Annotated in this window: 14 protein-coding genes; 1 reads left to right on the forward strand and 13 read right to left on the reverse strand. The window is 71.4% G+C overall.

The annotated features are described in order from the left end of the window. The gene (locus CLV46_RS16695; RefSeq protein ID WP_157802295.1) at positions 1–144 is read right to left on the reverse strand and encodes a hypothetical protein; all 144 of its coding nucleotides are present in this window, start codon (positions 142–144) and stop codon (positions 1–3) included. Next, positions 141–1,562 (reverse strand): argininosuccinate lyase, encoded by a 1,422-nt coding sequence (argH, locus tag CLV46_RS10165; RefSeq protein ID WP_100364659.1) that lies wholly within the window; start codon positions 1,560–1,562, stop codon positions 141–143. The genes CLV46_RS16695 and argH overlap by 4 nt, the downstream gene beginning before the upstream one ends. Before the next feature lie 79 nt (positions 1,563–1,641). Here argH and CLV46_RS10170 point away from each other — a divergent pair, with 79 nt between their 5' ends. Further along, complete coding sequence (locus CLV46_RS10170) at positions 1,642–2,136, forward strand: DUF6264 family protein (RefSeq protein ID WP_100364660.1); 495 nt, start codon at positions 1,642–1,644, stop codon at positions 2,134–2,136. Positions 2,137–2,171: 35 nt separating this feature from the next. Here the strand turns inward: CLV46_RS10170 and argF are convergent, their stop codons facing one another. The 11 genes from argF to CLV46_RS10225 all read right to left on the reverse strand — a co-directional run bounded on the left by argF (position 2,172) and on the right by CLV46_RS10225 (position 14,661). After that, a complete protein-coding gene (gene argF, locus CLV46_RS10175; protein WP_100364661.1) occupies positions 2,172–3,098 on the reverse strand; it encodes an ornithine carbamoyltransferase in 927 nt (308 codons plus the stop codon). Further along, positions 3,095–4,294, reverse strand: a complete 1,200-nt coding sequence (locus tag CLV46_RS10180; RefSeq protein WP_281253568.1) for an acetylornithine transaminase — start codon at positions 4,292–4,294, stop codon at positions 3,095–3,097. Before CLV46_RS10180 ends, argF begins: the two co-directional genes overlap by 4 nt. Next, positions 4,291–5,181, reverse strand: a complete 891-nt coding sequence (gene argB, locus CLV46_RS10185; RefSeq protein WP_100364662.1) for an acetylglutamate kinase — start codon at positions 5,179–5,181, stop codon at positions 4,291–4,293. The genes CLV46_RS10180 and argB overlap by 4 nt, the downstream gene beginning before the upstream one ends. Beyond that, positions 5,178–6,329 carry a bifunctional glutamate N-acetyltransferase/amino-acid acetyltransferase ArgJ gene (gene argJ, locus CLV46_RS10190; protein ID WP_100364663.1) on the reverse strand — a complete coding sequence of 384 codons (1,152 nt, stop codon included), beginning with the start codon at positions 6,327–6,329 and terminating at the stop codon, positions 5,178–5,180. Before argJ ends, argB begins: the two co-directional genes overlap by 4 nt. Further along, entirely contained in the window at positions 6,326–7,372 is a 1,047-nt protein-coding gene (gene argC / locus CLV46_RS10195; RefSeq protein ID WP_100364664.1) for an N-acetyl-gamma-glutamyl-phosphate reductase, read from the reverse strand. The genes argJ and argC overlap by 4 nt, the downstream gene beginning before the upstream one ends. Before the next feature lie 385 nt (positions 7,373–7,757). Further along, positions 7,758–10,235 (reverse strand): phenylalanine--tRNA ligase subunit beta, encoded by a 2,478-nt coding sequence (pheT, locus tag CLV46_RS10200; RefSeq protein WP_100364665.1) that lies wholly within the window; start codon positions 10,233–10,235, stop codon positions 7,758–7,760. After that, the gene (gene pheS, locus CLV46_RS10205; RefSeq protein WP_100364666.1) at positions 10,235–11,275 is read right to left on the reverse strand and encodes a phenylalanine--tRNA ligase subunit alpha; all 1,041 of its coding nucleotides are present in this window, start codon (positions 11,273–11,275) and stop codon (positions 10,235–10,237) included. The genes pheT and pheS overlap by 1 nt, the downstream gene beginning before the upstream one ends. A 21-nt stretch (positions 11,276–11,296) precedes the next feature. Continuing rightward, a complete protein-coding gene (locus CLV46_RS10210; RefSeq protein WP_100364667.1) occupies positions 11,297–12,295 on the reverse strand; it encodes an ABC transporter permease subunit in 999 nt (332 codons plus the stop codon). Next, the gene (locus tag CLV46_RS10215; RefSeq protein WP_100364668.1) at positions 12,292–12,939 is read right to left on the reverse strand and encodes an amino acid ABC transporter permease; all 648 of its coding nucleotides are present in this window, start codon (positions 12,937–12,939) and stop codon (positions 12,292–12,294) included. The genes CLV46_RS10210 and CLV46_RS10215 overlap by 4 nt, the downstream gene beginning before the upstream one ends. A gap of 78 nt (positions 12,940–13,017) precedes the next feature. Next, on the reverse strand, positions 13,018–13,893 hold the full coding sequence (locus CLV46_RS10220) for a glutamate ABC transporter substrate-binding protein (protein ID WP_100364669.1): 876 nt from the start codon (positions 13,891–13,893) through the stop codon (positions 13,018–13,020). 39 nt (positions 13,894–13,932) lie between these two features. Then, positions 13,933–14,661 carry an amino acid ABC transporter ATP-binding protein gene (locus tag CLV46_RS10225; protein WP_211282255.1) on the reverse strand — a complete coding sequence of 243 codons (729 nt, stop codon included), beginning with the start codon at positions 14,659–14,661 and terminating at the stop codon, positions 13,933–13,935. Between the last annotated feature and the right edge of the window lie 12 nt (positions 14,662–14,673).

Below are 14,673 nucleotides of genomic sequence, written 5' to 3' on the forward strand. Positions count from 1 at the left end.
TCAGAAGAGGCGCTGTCCGGTGACGACCACGACGACCACGACGAAGCCGATGACGAGCACCGCGACGGCCGCGGCGACCGGCGCGATCCAGGGTCGTCGCGATTCCGGCCGCCGAGGCGGGCGGCCGTCGCGGCGCAGGGTCACGCCGCTCCCCCGAGCTCGAACTCCCGCACGCGGCGGGTGAGTTCGGCGAGCTGCTCGGCGACGCGGTCGGGAGCCGTCCCGCCGACGCCGGACCGGCTCGCGAGCGAGCCCGCGACGGTGAGCGCCTCGCGCACCTCGCCGGTGAGGTGCGGCGACACCGCGGCGTACTGCTCGTCGGTCGGTTCGTGCAGTTGCAACCCGTGCTCCTCGCAGAAGCGCACGAGCGCCCCGCTGATCTCGTGCGCCTCGCGGAACGGCACACGACGGCGCACGAGCCAGTCGGCCACATCCGTCGCGAGCGAGAACCCCTCCGGGGCGAGCGAGGCCATGCGCTCGGTGTCGAAGACGAGCGTCTCGACCATGCCGGTGAAGGCGGGCAGGAGCACCTCGAGGGTGACGACGGAGTCGAAGACCGGCTCCTTGTCCTCCTGCAGATCGCGGTTGTAGGCCAGCGGCAGCCCCTTGAGCGTCGTGAGCAGCCCGGCGAGGTTGCCGACGAGGCGACCGGACTTGCCGCGTGCGAGCTCCGCGATGTCGGGGTTCTTCTTCTGCGGCATGATCGACGATCCCGTCGAGTAGCCGTCGTGCAGGCGCACGAAACCCACCTCGCGCGTGGCCCAGAGGATGATGTCCTCGGCGAAGCGGGAGAGGTCGACCCCCAGCTGCGCCGCGATGAACGCGAACTCCGCGACGACGTCGCGGGAGGAGGTCGCGTCGATCGAGTTCTCCGTCGGCTCGCCGAGCCCGAGCTCCCGGGCGACGAGCCGCGGATCGAGTCCGAGCGCACCGCCGGCGAGCGCCCCGGCGCCGTACGGGGAGCGCGCCGCGCGGGCGCGCCAGTCGCGCAGACGCTCGAGGTCGCGCACGAGCGGCCACGCGTGGGCGAGCAGGTGGTGGGCGAGCAGCACCGGCTGCGCGTGCTGCAGATGGGTGCGACCCGGCATGGGGGCGTCGCGGTGGGCCTCCGCCTGCGCGGCGATCGCGTCGATGAGGCGCACGACGAGGTGCGAGATCGCGGCGGCGTGGTCGAGCAGGTACAGGCGGACGAGCGTCGCGATCTGGTCGTTGCGGCTGCGTCCGGCGCGGAGCCGTCCGCCGAGCTCCGGGCCGACCACGGCGATGAGTTCGCGCTCGAGGGCGAAGTGCACGTCCTCATCGGACTCGAGCGGACGGATGGTGCCCGCCTCGACTCCCCCGCGGACGACCTCGAGGCCCTCGAGCATCCGTTCGAGCTCGTCGGGGGCGAGGTAGCCCGCTTCGGCGAGCGCGAGGGCGTGCGCGCGCGAGCCGGCGATGTCGTACGCGGCGAGCGCCCAGTCGAAGTGCGTCGACCGGCTCAGCGCGACGAGCTCCGGCGAGGGACCCTCCGCGAAGCGGGCTCCCCACAGGGCGCCGCGGGATCCGTCGTGTTCTGCCATGTCTCTCCCTGGTGGAATCGCGGTCAGTCTAGGTGGTGGGCCGAGGCCGGCGGAGGCCCGCGCTCGGTACCCTCGGAGCATGAGCGATGATCGACCGCCCGTGCCCCGCTACGGCGAGTACGCCGACCCCGAGACGATGCGGGCCGCGACCGGCGCGCCCGTCCCGCCGGCGCACGCCACACCAGTCGCTCCGGTGACTCCGGCGCGCGCCCCGCGCACGACGGACGTCGTCATCACGTCGGTGCTGCTCACGCTCGGCCTGCTCGTGACGCTGTTCACCCTCGTCTCGCTGCCGGCACTGCCGCAGAGCATGCACCAGGTCGCCGAGGTGTACGGCGTCGAGGACTACGAGGCCGGTCCCGGGGTGGGCGCGGTGCAGTGGGTGGTGGGGGTCAGCCATGTCGTGCTGTTCCTCGCCGCGGTCGCGATCGCGGTGCCGCTCCTGGCTCGTCGTCGTCTCGCGTTCTGGGTACCGCTCAGCGCGGGGATCATCGCCGCGCTCATCTACTGGGGCGCGCACATGGCCCTGTTCTTCAGCGACGAGCGACTCCTCGACGCCCTCACGCGGGTCTGAACCCGAGGTGACGCCGCGGCTCTGCGCCTCCCGCGTCATCCCGCGCGTTCGAGGAGCCAGACCAGCAGGGCCTTCTGCGCGTGCAGGCGGTTCTCCGCCTCGTCCCAGATGACGCTCTGCGGACCGTCGATCACCTCCGGGGCGACCTCGTAGCCGCGGTCGGCGGGGAGGCAGTGCAGGAAGACGGCGTCGGATGCCGCGTGCGTCATCGTCTCCGTCGTCACCTGGTAGCCGCCGAAGACGCCGACGCGGTGCGCCTTCTCGTCCTCTTTGCCCATCGACACCCAGGTGTCCGTCACGACCACGTCGGCCCCCGTCACGGCCTGCACCGGGTCGGTCAGTACGGCGACGGAACCCCCGGTTCCCGAGGCGATGCGCTCGGCGTCGGTCACCACGTCGGCCGCGGGCGCGAACTCGGCGGGCGCGGCGACGCGCACGTGCATCCCTGCGGTCGCTCCGGCCAGCAGATAGCTCTGGGCCATGTTGCTCGCCCCGTCGCCGAGGAAGGTGACCGTGAGCCCGGAGAGGGTGCCCTTGTGCTCGCGGATCGTCAGCAGGTCGGCGAGCAGCTGGCAGGGGTGGAAGTCGTCGGAGAGGGCGTTCACGACCGGCACGCGGGTACCGGCGGCCATCTCCTCGAGACCTGACTGCGCGTAGGTGCGCCAGACGATCGCGGAGACCATGCGCTCGAGCACGCGCGCAGTGTCGCTCGGCGTCTCCTTGCCCCCGAGCTGGCTGTTCGCGGTCGAGATGATGAGCGGGCTGCCGCCGAGGTCGGCGATGCCGACCGCGAAGCTGACGCGGGTGCGGGTCGAGGACTTGTCGAAGATCACGGCGACGGTCTGCGGACCGGCGAGCGGGGTGCGCGACCAGCGGTCGGCCTTCAACTCTGCGGCGAGGTCGAGGATCTGGATCTGCTCAGCGGGCGTGATGTCGTCGTCGCGTAGGAAGTGGCGGGTCATGCTGCGTCCTCCAGGGCCGCGGTGAAGAGGGAGAGGAACTCGGCGATCTCGTCGTCGCCGATGATGAGGGGCGGAGCGAGCCGGATGCGGGTCTCGCTCGCCGCGTTGATGATGAGCCCGTGGCGCAGGGCCGCCGTCGCGACGCGCGGTGCGGCCGGCTCCGTGAGGCCGATGCCGAGCAGCAGTCCGCGGCCGCTGACGTCGGTGATGAGCGGCGACCCGAGCCCCAGCACCGCCTCGCGCAACTGCTCGCCGCGACGCCGGGCGTTGCCGACGAGGTCGGCCGACTCGATCTCCTCGAGCACGGCGTTGGCGGTGGCCGTCGCGAGCGGGTTCCCGCCGAACGTGCTGCCGTGGTGGCCCATCGCGAACAGGTCGCTCGCCGCATCGAAGGTGACGAGCGCCCCGATGGGGAAGCCGCTGCCGATCCCCTTCGCGATCGCGATCGCGTCGGGCCGGATGCCGTGGTGCTGGAACGCGAACCAGTCGCCGGTGCGGCCGGCGCCGGTCTGCACCTCGTCGAGGATGAGCAGCACGCCGTGGCGGTGGGTCAGCTCCCTCGCCCGTTCGAGGTAACCCTGCGGCAGGTCGACGACGCCCGCTTCACCCTTGATGGGCTCGAGCACGAGGGCACCGACATCCGGGCCGAGCGCGCGCTCGAGCGCCTCGATGGTCGAATCGATGTGGTCGATGCCCGGGATGAGCGGTTCGAACGCCTCGCGCAGGGCGGGCTTGCCGGTGAGCGACAGGGACCCCATGGTGCGCCCGTGGAAGGCGTTCTTGAGGGCGAGCACGCGGGGCCGACCGGTCAAGCGTGCGAGTTTGAGGGCGGCCTCGAGCGCCTCCGCGCCCGAGTTGCCGTAGTACACCCGCCCGGTCTCGCCCGCACCGCTCACGCGGCGCAGCCGTTCGGCGAGTTCGATCTGCGGTCGCGTGGCGAAGTAGTTCGAGACGTGCTGCAACGTCGCCACCTGCTCGCTCACGGCGCGCACCATGGCCGGGTGCGCGTATCCGAGCGAGTTGACCGCGATGCCGGCGAGGAAGTCGAGGTAGCTCTTGCCGTCCACGTCCCAGACCCGGGCGCCCTCGCCGCGCTCCATGACCGCGAGCGGGCTGGGAGCGGACTTCATCATGGCGCGCCCGAACCGGGCGGTGTAGTCCTCCGTCGCCGTGATCGTGTCGTCTGCCGTGCTCACGCGGTCACCTCCGTGCCGATGCCCTCGTGGGTGAACACCTCGAGGAGGATGGAATGCGGGATGCGGCCGTCGATGATGGCGGCCTTCGGCACTCCCCCGTCGACCGCCTCGAGGCACGCGGTCATCTTGGGGATCATGCCCGACTCGAGGCGTGGGATGAGCTCGCGCAGCTCTGTCGCGCTGATGGCCGAGACGAGGGACTCCCGGTCGGGCCAGTCGCGGTAGAGACCGGCGACGTCGGTGAGCACCACGAGCTTCGCCGCCCCGAGCGCCACCGCGAGCGCGGCGGCGGCGGAGTCGGCGTTGACGTTGAGCGACTGCTCGGGGTCGTCGATGTCGGGGGCGATCGTCGAGATGACGGGGATGCGACCGGCGTCCAGGTGGCCGATGACCGCGGCGGGATCCACCGCGACGACGTCGCCGACGAGGCCGATGTCGACGGGTTCACCGTCGACGACCACTCCGCGACGGCGTCCCTGGAACAGTCTCGCGTCCTCCCCGGCGACCGCCGATGCGAGCGGCCCGTGCGCGTTGATCGAGCTCACCAGCTCGCGACTGACCTGTCCCGTCAATACCATGCGCACCACCTCCATCGCCTCCGGGGTGGTCACGCGGTAGCCGCCGACGAATTCGCTGCGGATGCCGAGACGGTCGAGCATCGCCGAAATCTGAGGTCCGCCGCCGTGCACGACGACCGGGCGGATGCCGGCGTAGCGCAGGTAGACCATGTCCTCGGCGAACGACCGGATGAGATCGGCGTCGACCATGGCGTTCCCGCCGAACTTCACGACGATCGTCTCGCCGGAGAAGCGCTTGAGCCAGGGCAGGCTCTCGATCAGCGTCGCCGCCTTGCCGGCGGCGACCTCGGTGCTCGTGCGTGCGTTCACGAGCTGTACGCGCTGTTCTCGTGCACGTAGTCGTGCGTGAGGTCGTTCGTGAGGATGGTCGCCTCCGCGGATCCGGTCTTCAGGTCGATGAGCAGGTCGAGCGCGCGTGGGGTGAGGTCCACCTCGTCGCGCGGTCGGTCCGGGGCGCCGTCGGAGCAGACCCGCACGCCGTTCATGCTGACGTCCACCCGGTACGGGTCGAACGCGGCCGAGGTCGTGCCGATGGCGGCGAGCACCCGGCCCCAGTTGGGGTCGTTGCCGAACACCGCCGTCTTGAACAGGTTGTTGCGCGCGACGGAACGCCCGACCTCGACGGCGTCGTCCTCGCTCGCCGCCCCGACGACGCGGATGGTGATCTCGTGGGAAGCGCCCTCCGCATCCGCCATCAGCTGGCGGGCGAGGTCCTGACACAGGTCGGCGAGGGCGCTGGTGAACTCGTCCAGATCGGGCCGGATGCCGGAGGCGCCCGAGGCGAGCAGAGTCACCTGGTCGTTCGTCGAGGTGCAGCCGTCGGAGTCGAGGCGGTCGAAGCTCACCCGGGTGGCCCGCCGCAGGGTCGCATCGAGTTCCGCGGGCTCGAGGTCCGCGTCGGTCGTGAGCACGACGAGCATCGTCGCGAGGGCGGGGGCGAGCATGCCGGCGCCCTTCGCCATGCCGCCGATGCTCCAGCCGTCGCGGCGTACCACGGCCGTCTTGGGGACGGTATCGGTCGTCATGATCGCGCGTGCCGCATCCGGCCCACCGTCCGCGGCGAGCGCCGCGGCGGCCGCCTCGACGCCGCTCATCAGGCGGTCGCGATCGAGCTGCTCACCGATCAGACCGGTCGAGCAGACGAGCACGTCACCGGCGGAGACCCCGAGCGCTTCCGCCACCGCCTCGGCGGTCGCGTGCGTGGTCTGGAATCCCTGCGCGCCGGTGAAGCAGTTCGCCCCGCCGGAGTTCAGCACGACGGCGGTGACCTGTCCGTCGACGACCGCGCGTTCCGACCAGAGGATCGGGTTCGCCTTGGCCCGGTTGCTCGTGAACACGGCGGCCCCGTGTCGGCGCGGTCCCGTGCTGACGACGAGGGCCAGGTCGAGGGCGCCGCTGGTCTTGAGCCCGGCGCTCACGCCGCTCGCGGTGAACCCCTTCGGGTCGGTGACGCTCACGGGGCGACCCCCTCGATCGGCAGGCCGGCGGTCTCGTCGAGTCCGAGGGCGAGGTTGGCGGACTGGATGGCGGCGCCGGCGGTGCCCTTCACGAGGTTGTCGAGCGCCGTCACGGTCACCAGGCGCCGCGCGTCGAGGTCGATGGCCAGCCCGATGAGGGCCGTGTTCGCCCCGACGGTGTCGGCCGTGCGGGGGAACGCGCCCGCCGGGAGCACGTGCACGAACGGTTCGCCGTCGTACGCGCGACCGTACGCCTCGCGCAGCTCCTCCTCGGTGACGCCGTCGCGCACGCGGGCGGTCGACGTGGCGAGGATGCCGCGGGACATCGGCACGAGCACCGGCGTGAACGAGATGTGCACGTCGTCCCCGCCCGCGGCGGCGAGGTTCTGCTGGATCTCGGGCGTGTGCCGGTGGACGCCGCCGACCCCGTAGGCGGAGGCGGATCCCATGATCTCGCTCGCGAGCAGGTGGGGCTTGAGCGCCTTGCCCGCACCGGAGGTGCCGACGGCGAGCACGGCGACGAGGTCGTCCGCGGCGACGAGTCCGGCCCCCACCGCCGGCGCGAGGCCGAGGGTGATGGCGGTCACGTTGCAGCCGGGAACGGCGATGCGACGGGCGTCACGCAGCCGTTCGCGCTGGGCTCCTCCGCCGGCGAGTGGAAGTTCCGGCAGACCGTAGGGCCAGGCGCCGTAGAAGTCGCCGCCGTAGAAGCGTGCCCACGCGTCCTCGTCGACGAGCCGGTGGTCGGCTCCGCAGTCGACGACGAGGGCGTCGTCGCCGAGCTCCGCGGTGATCGCGCCGGACGCGCCGTGCGGCAGGGCGAGGAAGACGACGTCGTGACCGCGGAGGTTCTCCGCCGTCGTCTCGACGAGATCGAGATGGGCGAGCGAACGCAGGTGGGGCTGCACATCGATGAGACGCTGGCCGGCGTTCGAGTGCGCGGTGACGGTCGTCACGCGCAGGTGGGGGTGGGAGGCGAGCAGACGCAGCAGCTCTCCCCCGGCGTAGCCACTGGCGCCGGCGACGGCGACCGTGAGGGACATGGCTCCTCGTTTCGTGAGAGTCGGGCAGAGACCATCGACGGCGACGCAGCGCGGCCTGAGGCCGGGTTGCCGCGTCGCCTAGCGTCGCTCGCCGCGGGTGCGACGGCGCAGACGACGGCCCAGGGCCGTCGGGATGCCGCGCGTGTCGCTCACCCCACCACCGTATCGGTCCGTCCCACGTGCCGCCAATCGCGGGCCGGTGCGGCGCCCCCGGTCCGGGAGTGCAGCGGATGCGGGTGGTCGGCGCCTCGCGGTCGTGCAGGGAGAGCGGAACCCACAATCGCGCGTCGGCGCGGCGCAACCGATCCACGGCGCGCCGCGCCGGATATCCGCTCTCGCTGCCGCGCGAAACCGCCCGGCAGCTCCGCTCTCGCTGCCGCGGGAGCTACTCGCGGAGGGTCGCCCCGGTCAGGTCCGTCGCGCGCGCGACCCCGGCGAGCTTCGCCTCGGTCGCCTCGGCCGCCGTGAGCGTGCGGTCCGCAGCCCGGAAGCGCAAGGCGAACGTGAGCGACTTGGTGCCCGGCTCGAGGCCGGTGCCGCGGTAGTCGTCGACGAGGTGCACGTGCTCGAGCAGGGGGCCGGCGCCCGCGCGGACGGCTTCGAGCACCTCGGCGGCGGGCACGTCCGTCGCGACGACGAGCGACAGGTCCTGCGTCGCCGCCGGGTAGCCGGAGATCGGCGAGGGTACGACGTCGACCGGCGCGGCGGCGATGACCGCGTCGAGGTCGAGCTCGACGATCGCGACGACGCGCGGAAGGTCGGCGTCCGCGGCGAGCGCGGGCAGGAGCTCCCCGGCGACGCCGACCTCGACGTCCCCGCACAGCACCCGTGCGGTGCGTCCCGGATGGAGGGCCGGGTGCGACCCGGTCTCGACGCGCAGGGCGGCCCCCACGGCGGCACCGAGCTGCTGCACGGCCGCGAGCGCGTCGGCCAATCCGGCCGACTCGGCCGCACGACCGGGACCGCGCGGCACGGCGTTCCCTACGAAGAGGGCGCCGACGTGCCACGGCTGGGCGGGAAGGGAGTCGTGGAGCTCGCGCAGCACCTCGGCCTCCGGGAGTGCCGCCCCTCGGGGCAGGGTGTCCGACCCGTAGCGGCGTCCACTCTCGGGCAGGAAGACCGTGCCGATCTCGAACAGCGCGAGGTCGGTCAAGCCGCGGGAGAGATTGCGGCGCGCGATGTCGATGAGTCCCGGCAGCAGTGAGCGGCGCAGCAGCGCGGCCTCGGAGTCGAGCGCGTTGGCGAGCCTGATCGACGGCGCGTCGCCGGAGAACAACCGCTGACGCGCCTCGCTCACGAACGGATAGGCGAGCACCTCCGTGCCGCCGCCGGCGGCGAGCTGCGTCGCGACCGCACGACGCAGTCGCTGCGCTCGGCTCAGTCCGCGTCCCGGGGGCGCGACGGGCAGCAGCGACGGGATCGCGTCGTAGCCGCGGATGCGGGCGACCTCCTCGACGAGGCTCGGCACGTCGACGAGGTCGGGACGCCAGCTCGGCGGGGTGACCCGCATCGGCTCCCCCGCCTCGACGGTCGCGCCGATCTGCCGAAGGGTCGCGGCGACCTCGTCGGCGGTGTACGGCACGCCGACGAGGCGCGTGGCGGCGTCGGCGGGCAGCTCGATGACCGCCGCCGGCGTCGTGACGTCGTACTCGGAGCCGAGCGCGTCGATGACGCCACCACCGAGCTCGACGAGCAGCCGCGCGACGCGCTCCGCGGCGACGCGCGCGACCGCGGGGTCCACGCCGCGTTCGAAGCGCTTGGACGCTTCGCTGGGCAGCTTGTGCCGGCGCGCGGTGCGGGCGATCGACACCGGGTCGAAGTTCGCCGCCTCGATGAGTACGTCGGTCGTCGTCGCGCCGATCTCGGTGCTCGCGCCGCCCATCACGCCGGCGAGCCCGACCGGACCCGAGTGGTCGGTGATGAGCAGGTCTTCGGGGTGCAGGGTGCGCGTGACGTCGTCGAGCGTGGTGAGGGTCTCCCCGTCGCGCGCGCGGCGCACGGTGATCCCGCCGGTGAGCTTCGCGAGGTCGTAGCCGTGGATGGGCTGTCCGAGCTCCCACATGACGTAGTTGGTGACGTCGACGGCGAGCGAGATCGACCGGATGCCGGCGAGCTTGAGGCGGGCGATCATCCACGCCGGCGTCGGCCGGGTGGCGTCGATGCCGCGCACCACGCGCGTGACGAACACGTCGCAGCCGGCACGGCCGCGGATCGGGGCGTCCTCGTCGATCGACACCGGGAAGCCGGCGGCGCCGCCGACCTCGAGGGCGTCCGCGGGATCGCGGAAGGCGGCGCCGGTGGAGTGCGAGTACTCGCGGGCGATCCCGCGCACCGAGAACGCGTAGCCGCGATCGGGGGTGACGTTGACCTCGACGGCGAAGTCGTCCAGACCGAGCAGGGCACGGGCATCCGTCCCCGGCTCCGCCTCGATGCCGAGGGTCGAGAGCACGAGGATGCCGGCGTGGTCCTCACCGAGGCCGAGTTCCTTGACGGAGGCGATCATGCCGTCGGAGACATGCCCGTACGTCTTGCGCGCCGCGATGGGGAACGGCCCGGGCAGCACGGCGCCCGGCAGCGTCACGACGACGGAGTCGCCGACGGCGAAGTTGTGGGCGCCGCAGACGATTCCGCGGGGGGCGTCCTCCCCCACGTCGACCTGGCACCAGCGGATCGTCTTGCCGTTCGACTGCGGTTCGTCGACGAAGTCGAGCACGCGGCCGACGACGACCGGTCCTTCGACCCCGAAGCCGTGTACGTCCTCCTCTTCGAGGCCGACCTTCACGAGCGCGGCGTGCAGGTGCTCCGCCGTGACGGTGTCGGGCAGGTCGACCCATTCGCCGAGCCAGCTCACCGGTACACGCATCAGACCACCATCCCGAACTGCTGCGAGAAGCGGATGTCGCCCTCGACCATGTCACGCATGTCGTTCATGTCGTTGCGGAACTGCAGGGTGCGCTCGATGCCCATGCCGAACGCGAAGCCCTGGAACTCGTCCGGGTCGATGCCGGCCGCGCGCAGCACGTTCGGGTTGACCATGCCGCATCCGCCCCATTCGACCCAGCGCGCGCCACCCTTCGCGTTCGGCTGCCAGACGTCCATCTCGGCGCTCGGCTCGGTGAACGGGAAGTAGTTGGGACGCAGCCGGATCTGCGCCTCCGGGCCGAACATCGACCGGGCGAGGTGCTCGAGCGTGCCGCGCAGGTGCGCCATGGTGAGCCCGCGGTCGATCGCGATGCCCTCGATCTGGTGGAAGACGGGGGTGTGGGTGGCGTCGAGCTCGTCGGTGCGATACACCCGGCCGGGTGCGACGACGTACAGCGGCAGGGGGCGTCCGAGCAGGGAGCGCACCTGCACCGGGGACGTGTGCGTGCGCAGCACGAGGTGACGCTCCACGGGATCGATGAAGAACGTGTCCTGCATCGCGCGGGCAGGGTGGTCCTCGTCGAAGTTCAGCGCGTCGAAGTTGAACCACTCGTTCTCGAGCTCGGGACCTTCCGCGACCTCCCATCCCATGCCGACGAAGACGTCGCTCATCTGCTCCATGAGCAGCGTCAGCGGATGCCGTGCGCCGGGCGTCCACCGCGGCGGCACCGCGGTCACGTCTACCGTCTCGGCCTCGAGCCGCGCCGCCTCCTCCGCCTCGACGAGCTCGGCCTCCCGCGCGGCGATCGCGCCGTTGACCCGGCCGCGGGCCTGGCCGACGAGCTTGCCGAACTCGGCCTTCCGGTCGGCGGGCACGTCGCGCAGTTGCGCGTTGAAGCGCGCGAGCGGCGAGGACTCCCCCGCGTGGGCGGAACGGGCGGACTTCAGCTCGTCGGAGCTCGTCGCTGCGGCGATCGCCGCGAGCGCGGCCTCGACCGCCTCGGCGACACCGGACTCGCTGATCGAGGGGGCATCTGACACGAGGGTCGAGTCTACCGAGCGCTAGGGGTTGCCGCCGCCGTCGCCCGAGCCGCCGGACGCACCGGAATCGGATCCACTGCCGGACGGGAACGCCCCGCCGCTGCGGTCGTCGAAGGTCACCGGCAGTTGCGTGCCGGCCATCCCCGCGCCGCCGAGCTGCTGCACGACCCGTGCCGCCTGCTTGGTGCGACGGCCGCCTCGGCCGGAGGCCGTGCGCCGCGCGAGCAACCGGGCCAGCCACGACAAGAGGAGGTTCACCGCGAGGTAGACCGCAAGCACGACGAAGAACAACGTGAAGAGGTAGCGGCTGCCGAACGTCGTCGTGGCCTGCCGCAGGCCGATGTTGAGCAGCTCCTGGTAGCCGATGATCGAGGCGAGCGAGGTGTCCTTCAGCAGCACGACGAGCTGCGCGATGATGATCGGCAGCATCTGCCGGAACGCCTGCGGGAACTCGATCGAGAAGCGCGTCTGCAGCGGGGTGAGGCCGATCGCGAGGCCCGATTCGCGCTGTCCGCGCGGCAGTGAGTTGATGCCCGCCCGCAGCGCCTCGCCGATGATCGCACCGTTGTAGAGCACGAGGCCGATGACGCCCGCCCAGTACGCGCCGGTCGAGAAGACCAGGAGCGTGAAGAGCATGAGCAGCAGCACCGGCATGCCGCGCAGGAACTCGATGACGATGATCGCCGGGATGCGGATGAACGCGGTGCGAGCGGTGCGGGCCATCGAGAGCAGCACGCCGAGCACGAGCGCCCCGACGGCGGCCACAGCAGCCATCTGGAGGGTTGCGAGCAGACCGCGCTGCAGGATGGTGCGCCAGAGGGCGCGGTCGGCGAGGATGTCCCACCGGCTGGGGTCGAACATCCCGGGCGTCTCGACGCCGCCGGCGTTGACGCGCGGCGCGGCGAGCATGACCACGATCGCGGCGAGTCCGGCGAGGATCACGAGACCGCCGAGGATCGAGATGAGCAGGGAGCGTCGACGGGCCTTCGGCCCGGGCACGTCGTAGAGCACGCTGGTCATCGCAGCACCGCCACCTTCCGCTCGAGGGCGCCGGCGAACTGGCCGAGCGGCACCGTGATGACGAGGTAGAGCACGGCTATGCCGAGCATGATCGGGATGACCTCGTCGCCCCGCAACTGCACGATCTGCCGCGAGGTCGCGAACAGCTCGACGACGGCGAAGCCGCCCGCGACCGAGGTGTTCTTGGTGAGCGCGATGAGCACGTTGATGAGCGGCGGGATCACCATGCGGATCGCCTGCGGCAGCACCACCGCGCCGAGCGTCTGCCGGAAGTCCAGCCCGATCGCCCGAGCCGCCTCGGCCTGACCGACGGGCACGCCGTTGACGCCCGATCGCACGGCCTCGGCGACGAAGGGCGAGGTGTAGAAGGTGAGGCCGATGAGCGCGAACGTCACGTAGTCGAAGTCGACGTCGAGGATCGGCAGCACGAAGGCGCAGAAGAACAGGATGAGCGTGAGCGGGGTGTTGCGCAGCAGCTCGGTGTACACCGTCGCGAAGCCGCGGAACGCCGCGACGGGAGAGATGCGCATCGCGGCGACGATCGTGCCGAGCACGAGCGCGCCGGCGCCGGAGATCACGAGCAGCCGCAGCGTCATCAGGAACCCGTCGACGAACCTCGGCAGGTTCTCGATGATGGCGTCCATGTCACCTCTCGGGTCGAAGGAAGGGCGGGGAACGGCCCGCCCGGACGCGCGTCCGGGCGGGCCGTCGTCAGGTTCGACTCAGTAGCGGTCGACCGTCGGGGGCTCCGGCAGTTCGAGCACGGTGCCCGCGGTGGCCTCCCACGCGTCCGCCCAGCGGCCGTCGTCGAACGCCGCCTCGAGCGTGTCGTTGATGAACGTGCGGAACGCGTCGTCGCCCTTCTCGAGGCCGATGCCGTAGGGCTCCTCGGTGAAGGGGTTGCCGACGACCTCGAACTCGCCCGCGTTCTGGTCGGCGAGACCGGCGAGGATCACGTTGTCGGTGGTCAGCGCGACGACCGAGCCCTGACGCAGCGGCTCGAGGCACTCGGCGTAGCCGCCGAGCGCGACGACGTTGTCGGTGTACTCGCGGATGTTCGCCTCGGAGGTCGACCCGGTGACGGTGCAGACCGCCTTGCCGGCGACATCCTCGGGGCCTTCGATGCCCTCGGGGTTGCCCTCGAGCACGAGGAAGTCCTGACCGGCGTTGTAGTACGGGCCGGCGAAGTCGATGACCTCTTTGCGCTTGTCGTTGATCGTGTAGGTCGCGATGACGATGTCCACCTCACCCGACTGGATGAAGGGCTCGCGGTTCGCGGACTGCGCTTCCTTCCATTCGATGCCGTCCTCGGGGATGCCGAGCTCGGCCGCGATGATCTTGCCGATCTCGACGTCGAAGCCCTGCGGGTTGCCGTCGGCGTCAACCTGACCGAACAGCGGCTGGTCGAACTTGGTGCCGATGGTGATCTTGCCCGCCTCGTTGAGCTCGGCCATCGTGGTGCCCGCCTCGAATTCGACGTCCTCCTGCACCTCCTGCTCCGGCGCACTGCCGGTGTCTGCGGAGTCGGTACAGGCGCTGAGGCCGAGGATGCCGGCCGCGGCGATGGCCGTGACGGCCAGCCCCTTGCGTAGTCTCATCAGTTGTCTCCTGATCGCTGTGTGTTCCCCACCCACCGGTCAGTGGGTGAGCACCTTCGAGAGGAAGTCCTTCGCTCTCGAGCTCGTGGGTGCCGAGAAGAACGCCTCCGGCGTGGCCTCCTCGACGATCTGACCGTCCGCCATGAAGAGCACGCGGTCGGCGGCACGACGAGCGAAGCCCATCTCGTGGGTGACGACGACCATCGTCATGCCGTCTTCGGCGAGCCCGGCCATGACGTCGAGCACCTCGTTGATCATCTCCGGGTCGAGCGCCGAGGTCGGCTCGTCGAAGAGCATGACCTTCGGGTCCATCGCGAGGGCGCGGGCGATGGCCACGCGCTGCTGCTGACCGCCGGAGAGCTGGGCCGGCATCTTGCCGGCCTGGTTGGCGACGCCGACCCGGTCGAGCAGTTCCATGCCGCGCTTCTCGGCTTCGGCCTTCGAGCGCTTGCGCACCTTCATCTGGCCGAGCGTGACGTTCTGCAGCACGGTCTTGTGCGAGAAGAGATTGAACGACTGGAAGACCATGCCGACGTCGGCGCGCAGTCGCGCGAGCCCGGCGCCCTCGGCGGGCAGCTCCTTGCCGTCGATCGTGATGCGGCCCGAGTCGATCGTCTCGAGCCGGTTGATCGCCCGGCACAGGGTCGACTTGCCCGACCCGCTCGGCCCGATGACGACGACGACCTCGCCCTTGCCGACGGTCGTCGTGATGTCCTTGAGCACGTGCAATTCGCCGTAATGCTTGTTGACACCTTCGACGACGACCAGGGGCTGCATCCG

This window comes from Diaminobutyricimonas aerilata (assembly GCF_002797715.1).
In the GTDB taxonomy this organism is placed as follows: Bacteria; Actinomycetota; Actinomycetes; order Actinomycetales; family Microbacteriaceae; genus Diaminobutyricimonas; species Diaminobutyricimonas aerilata.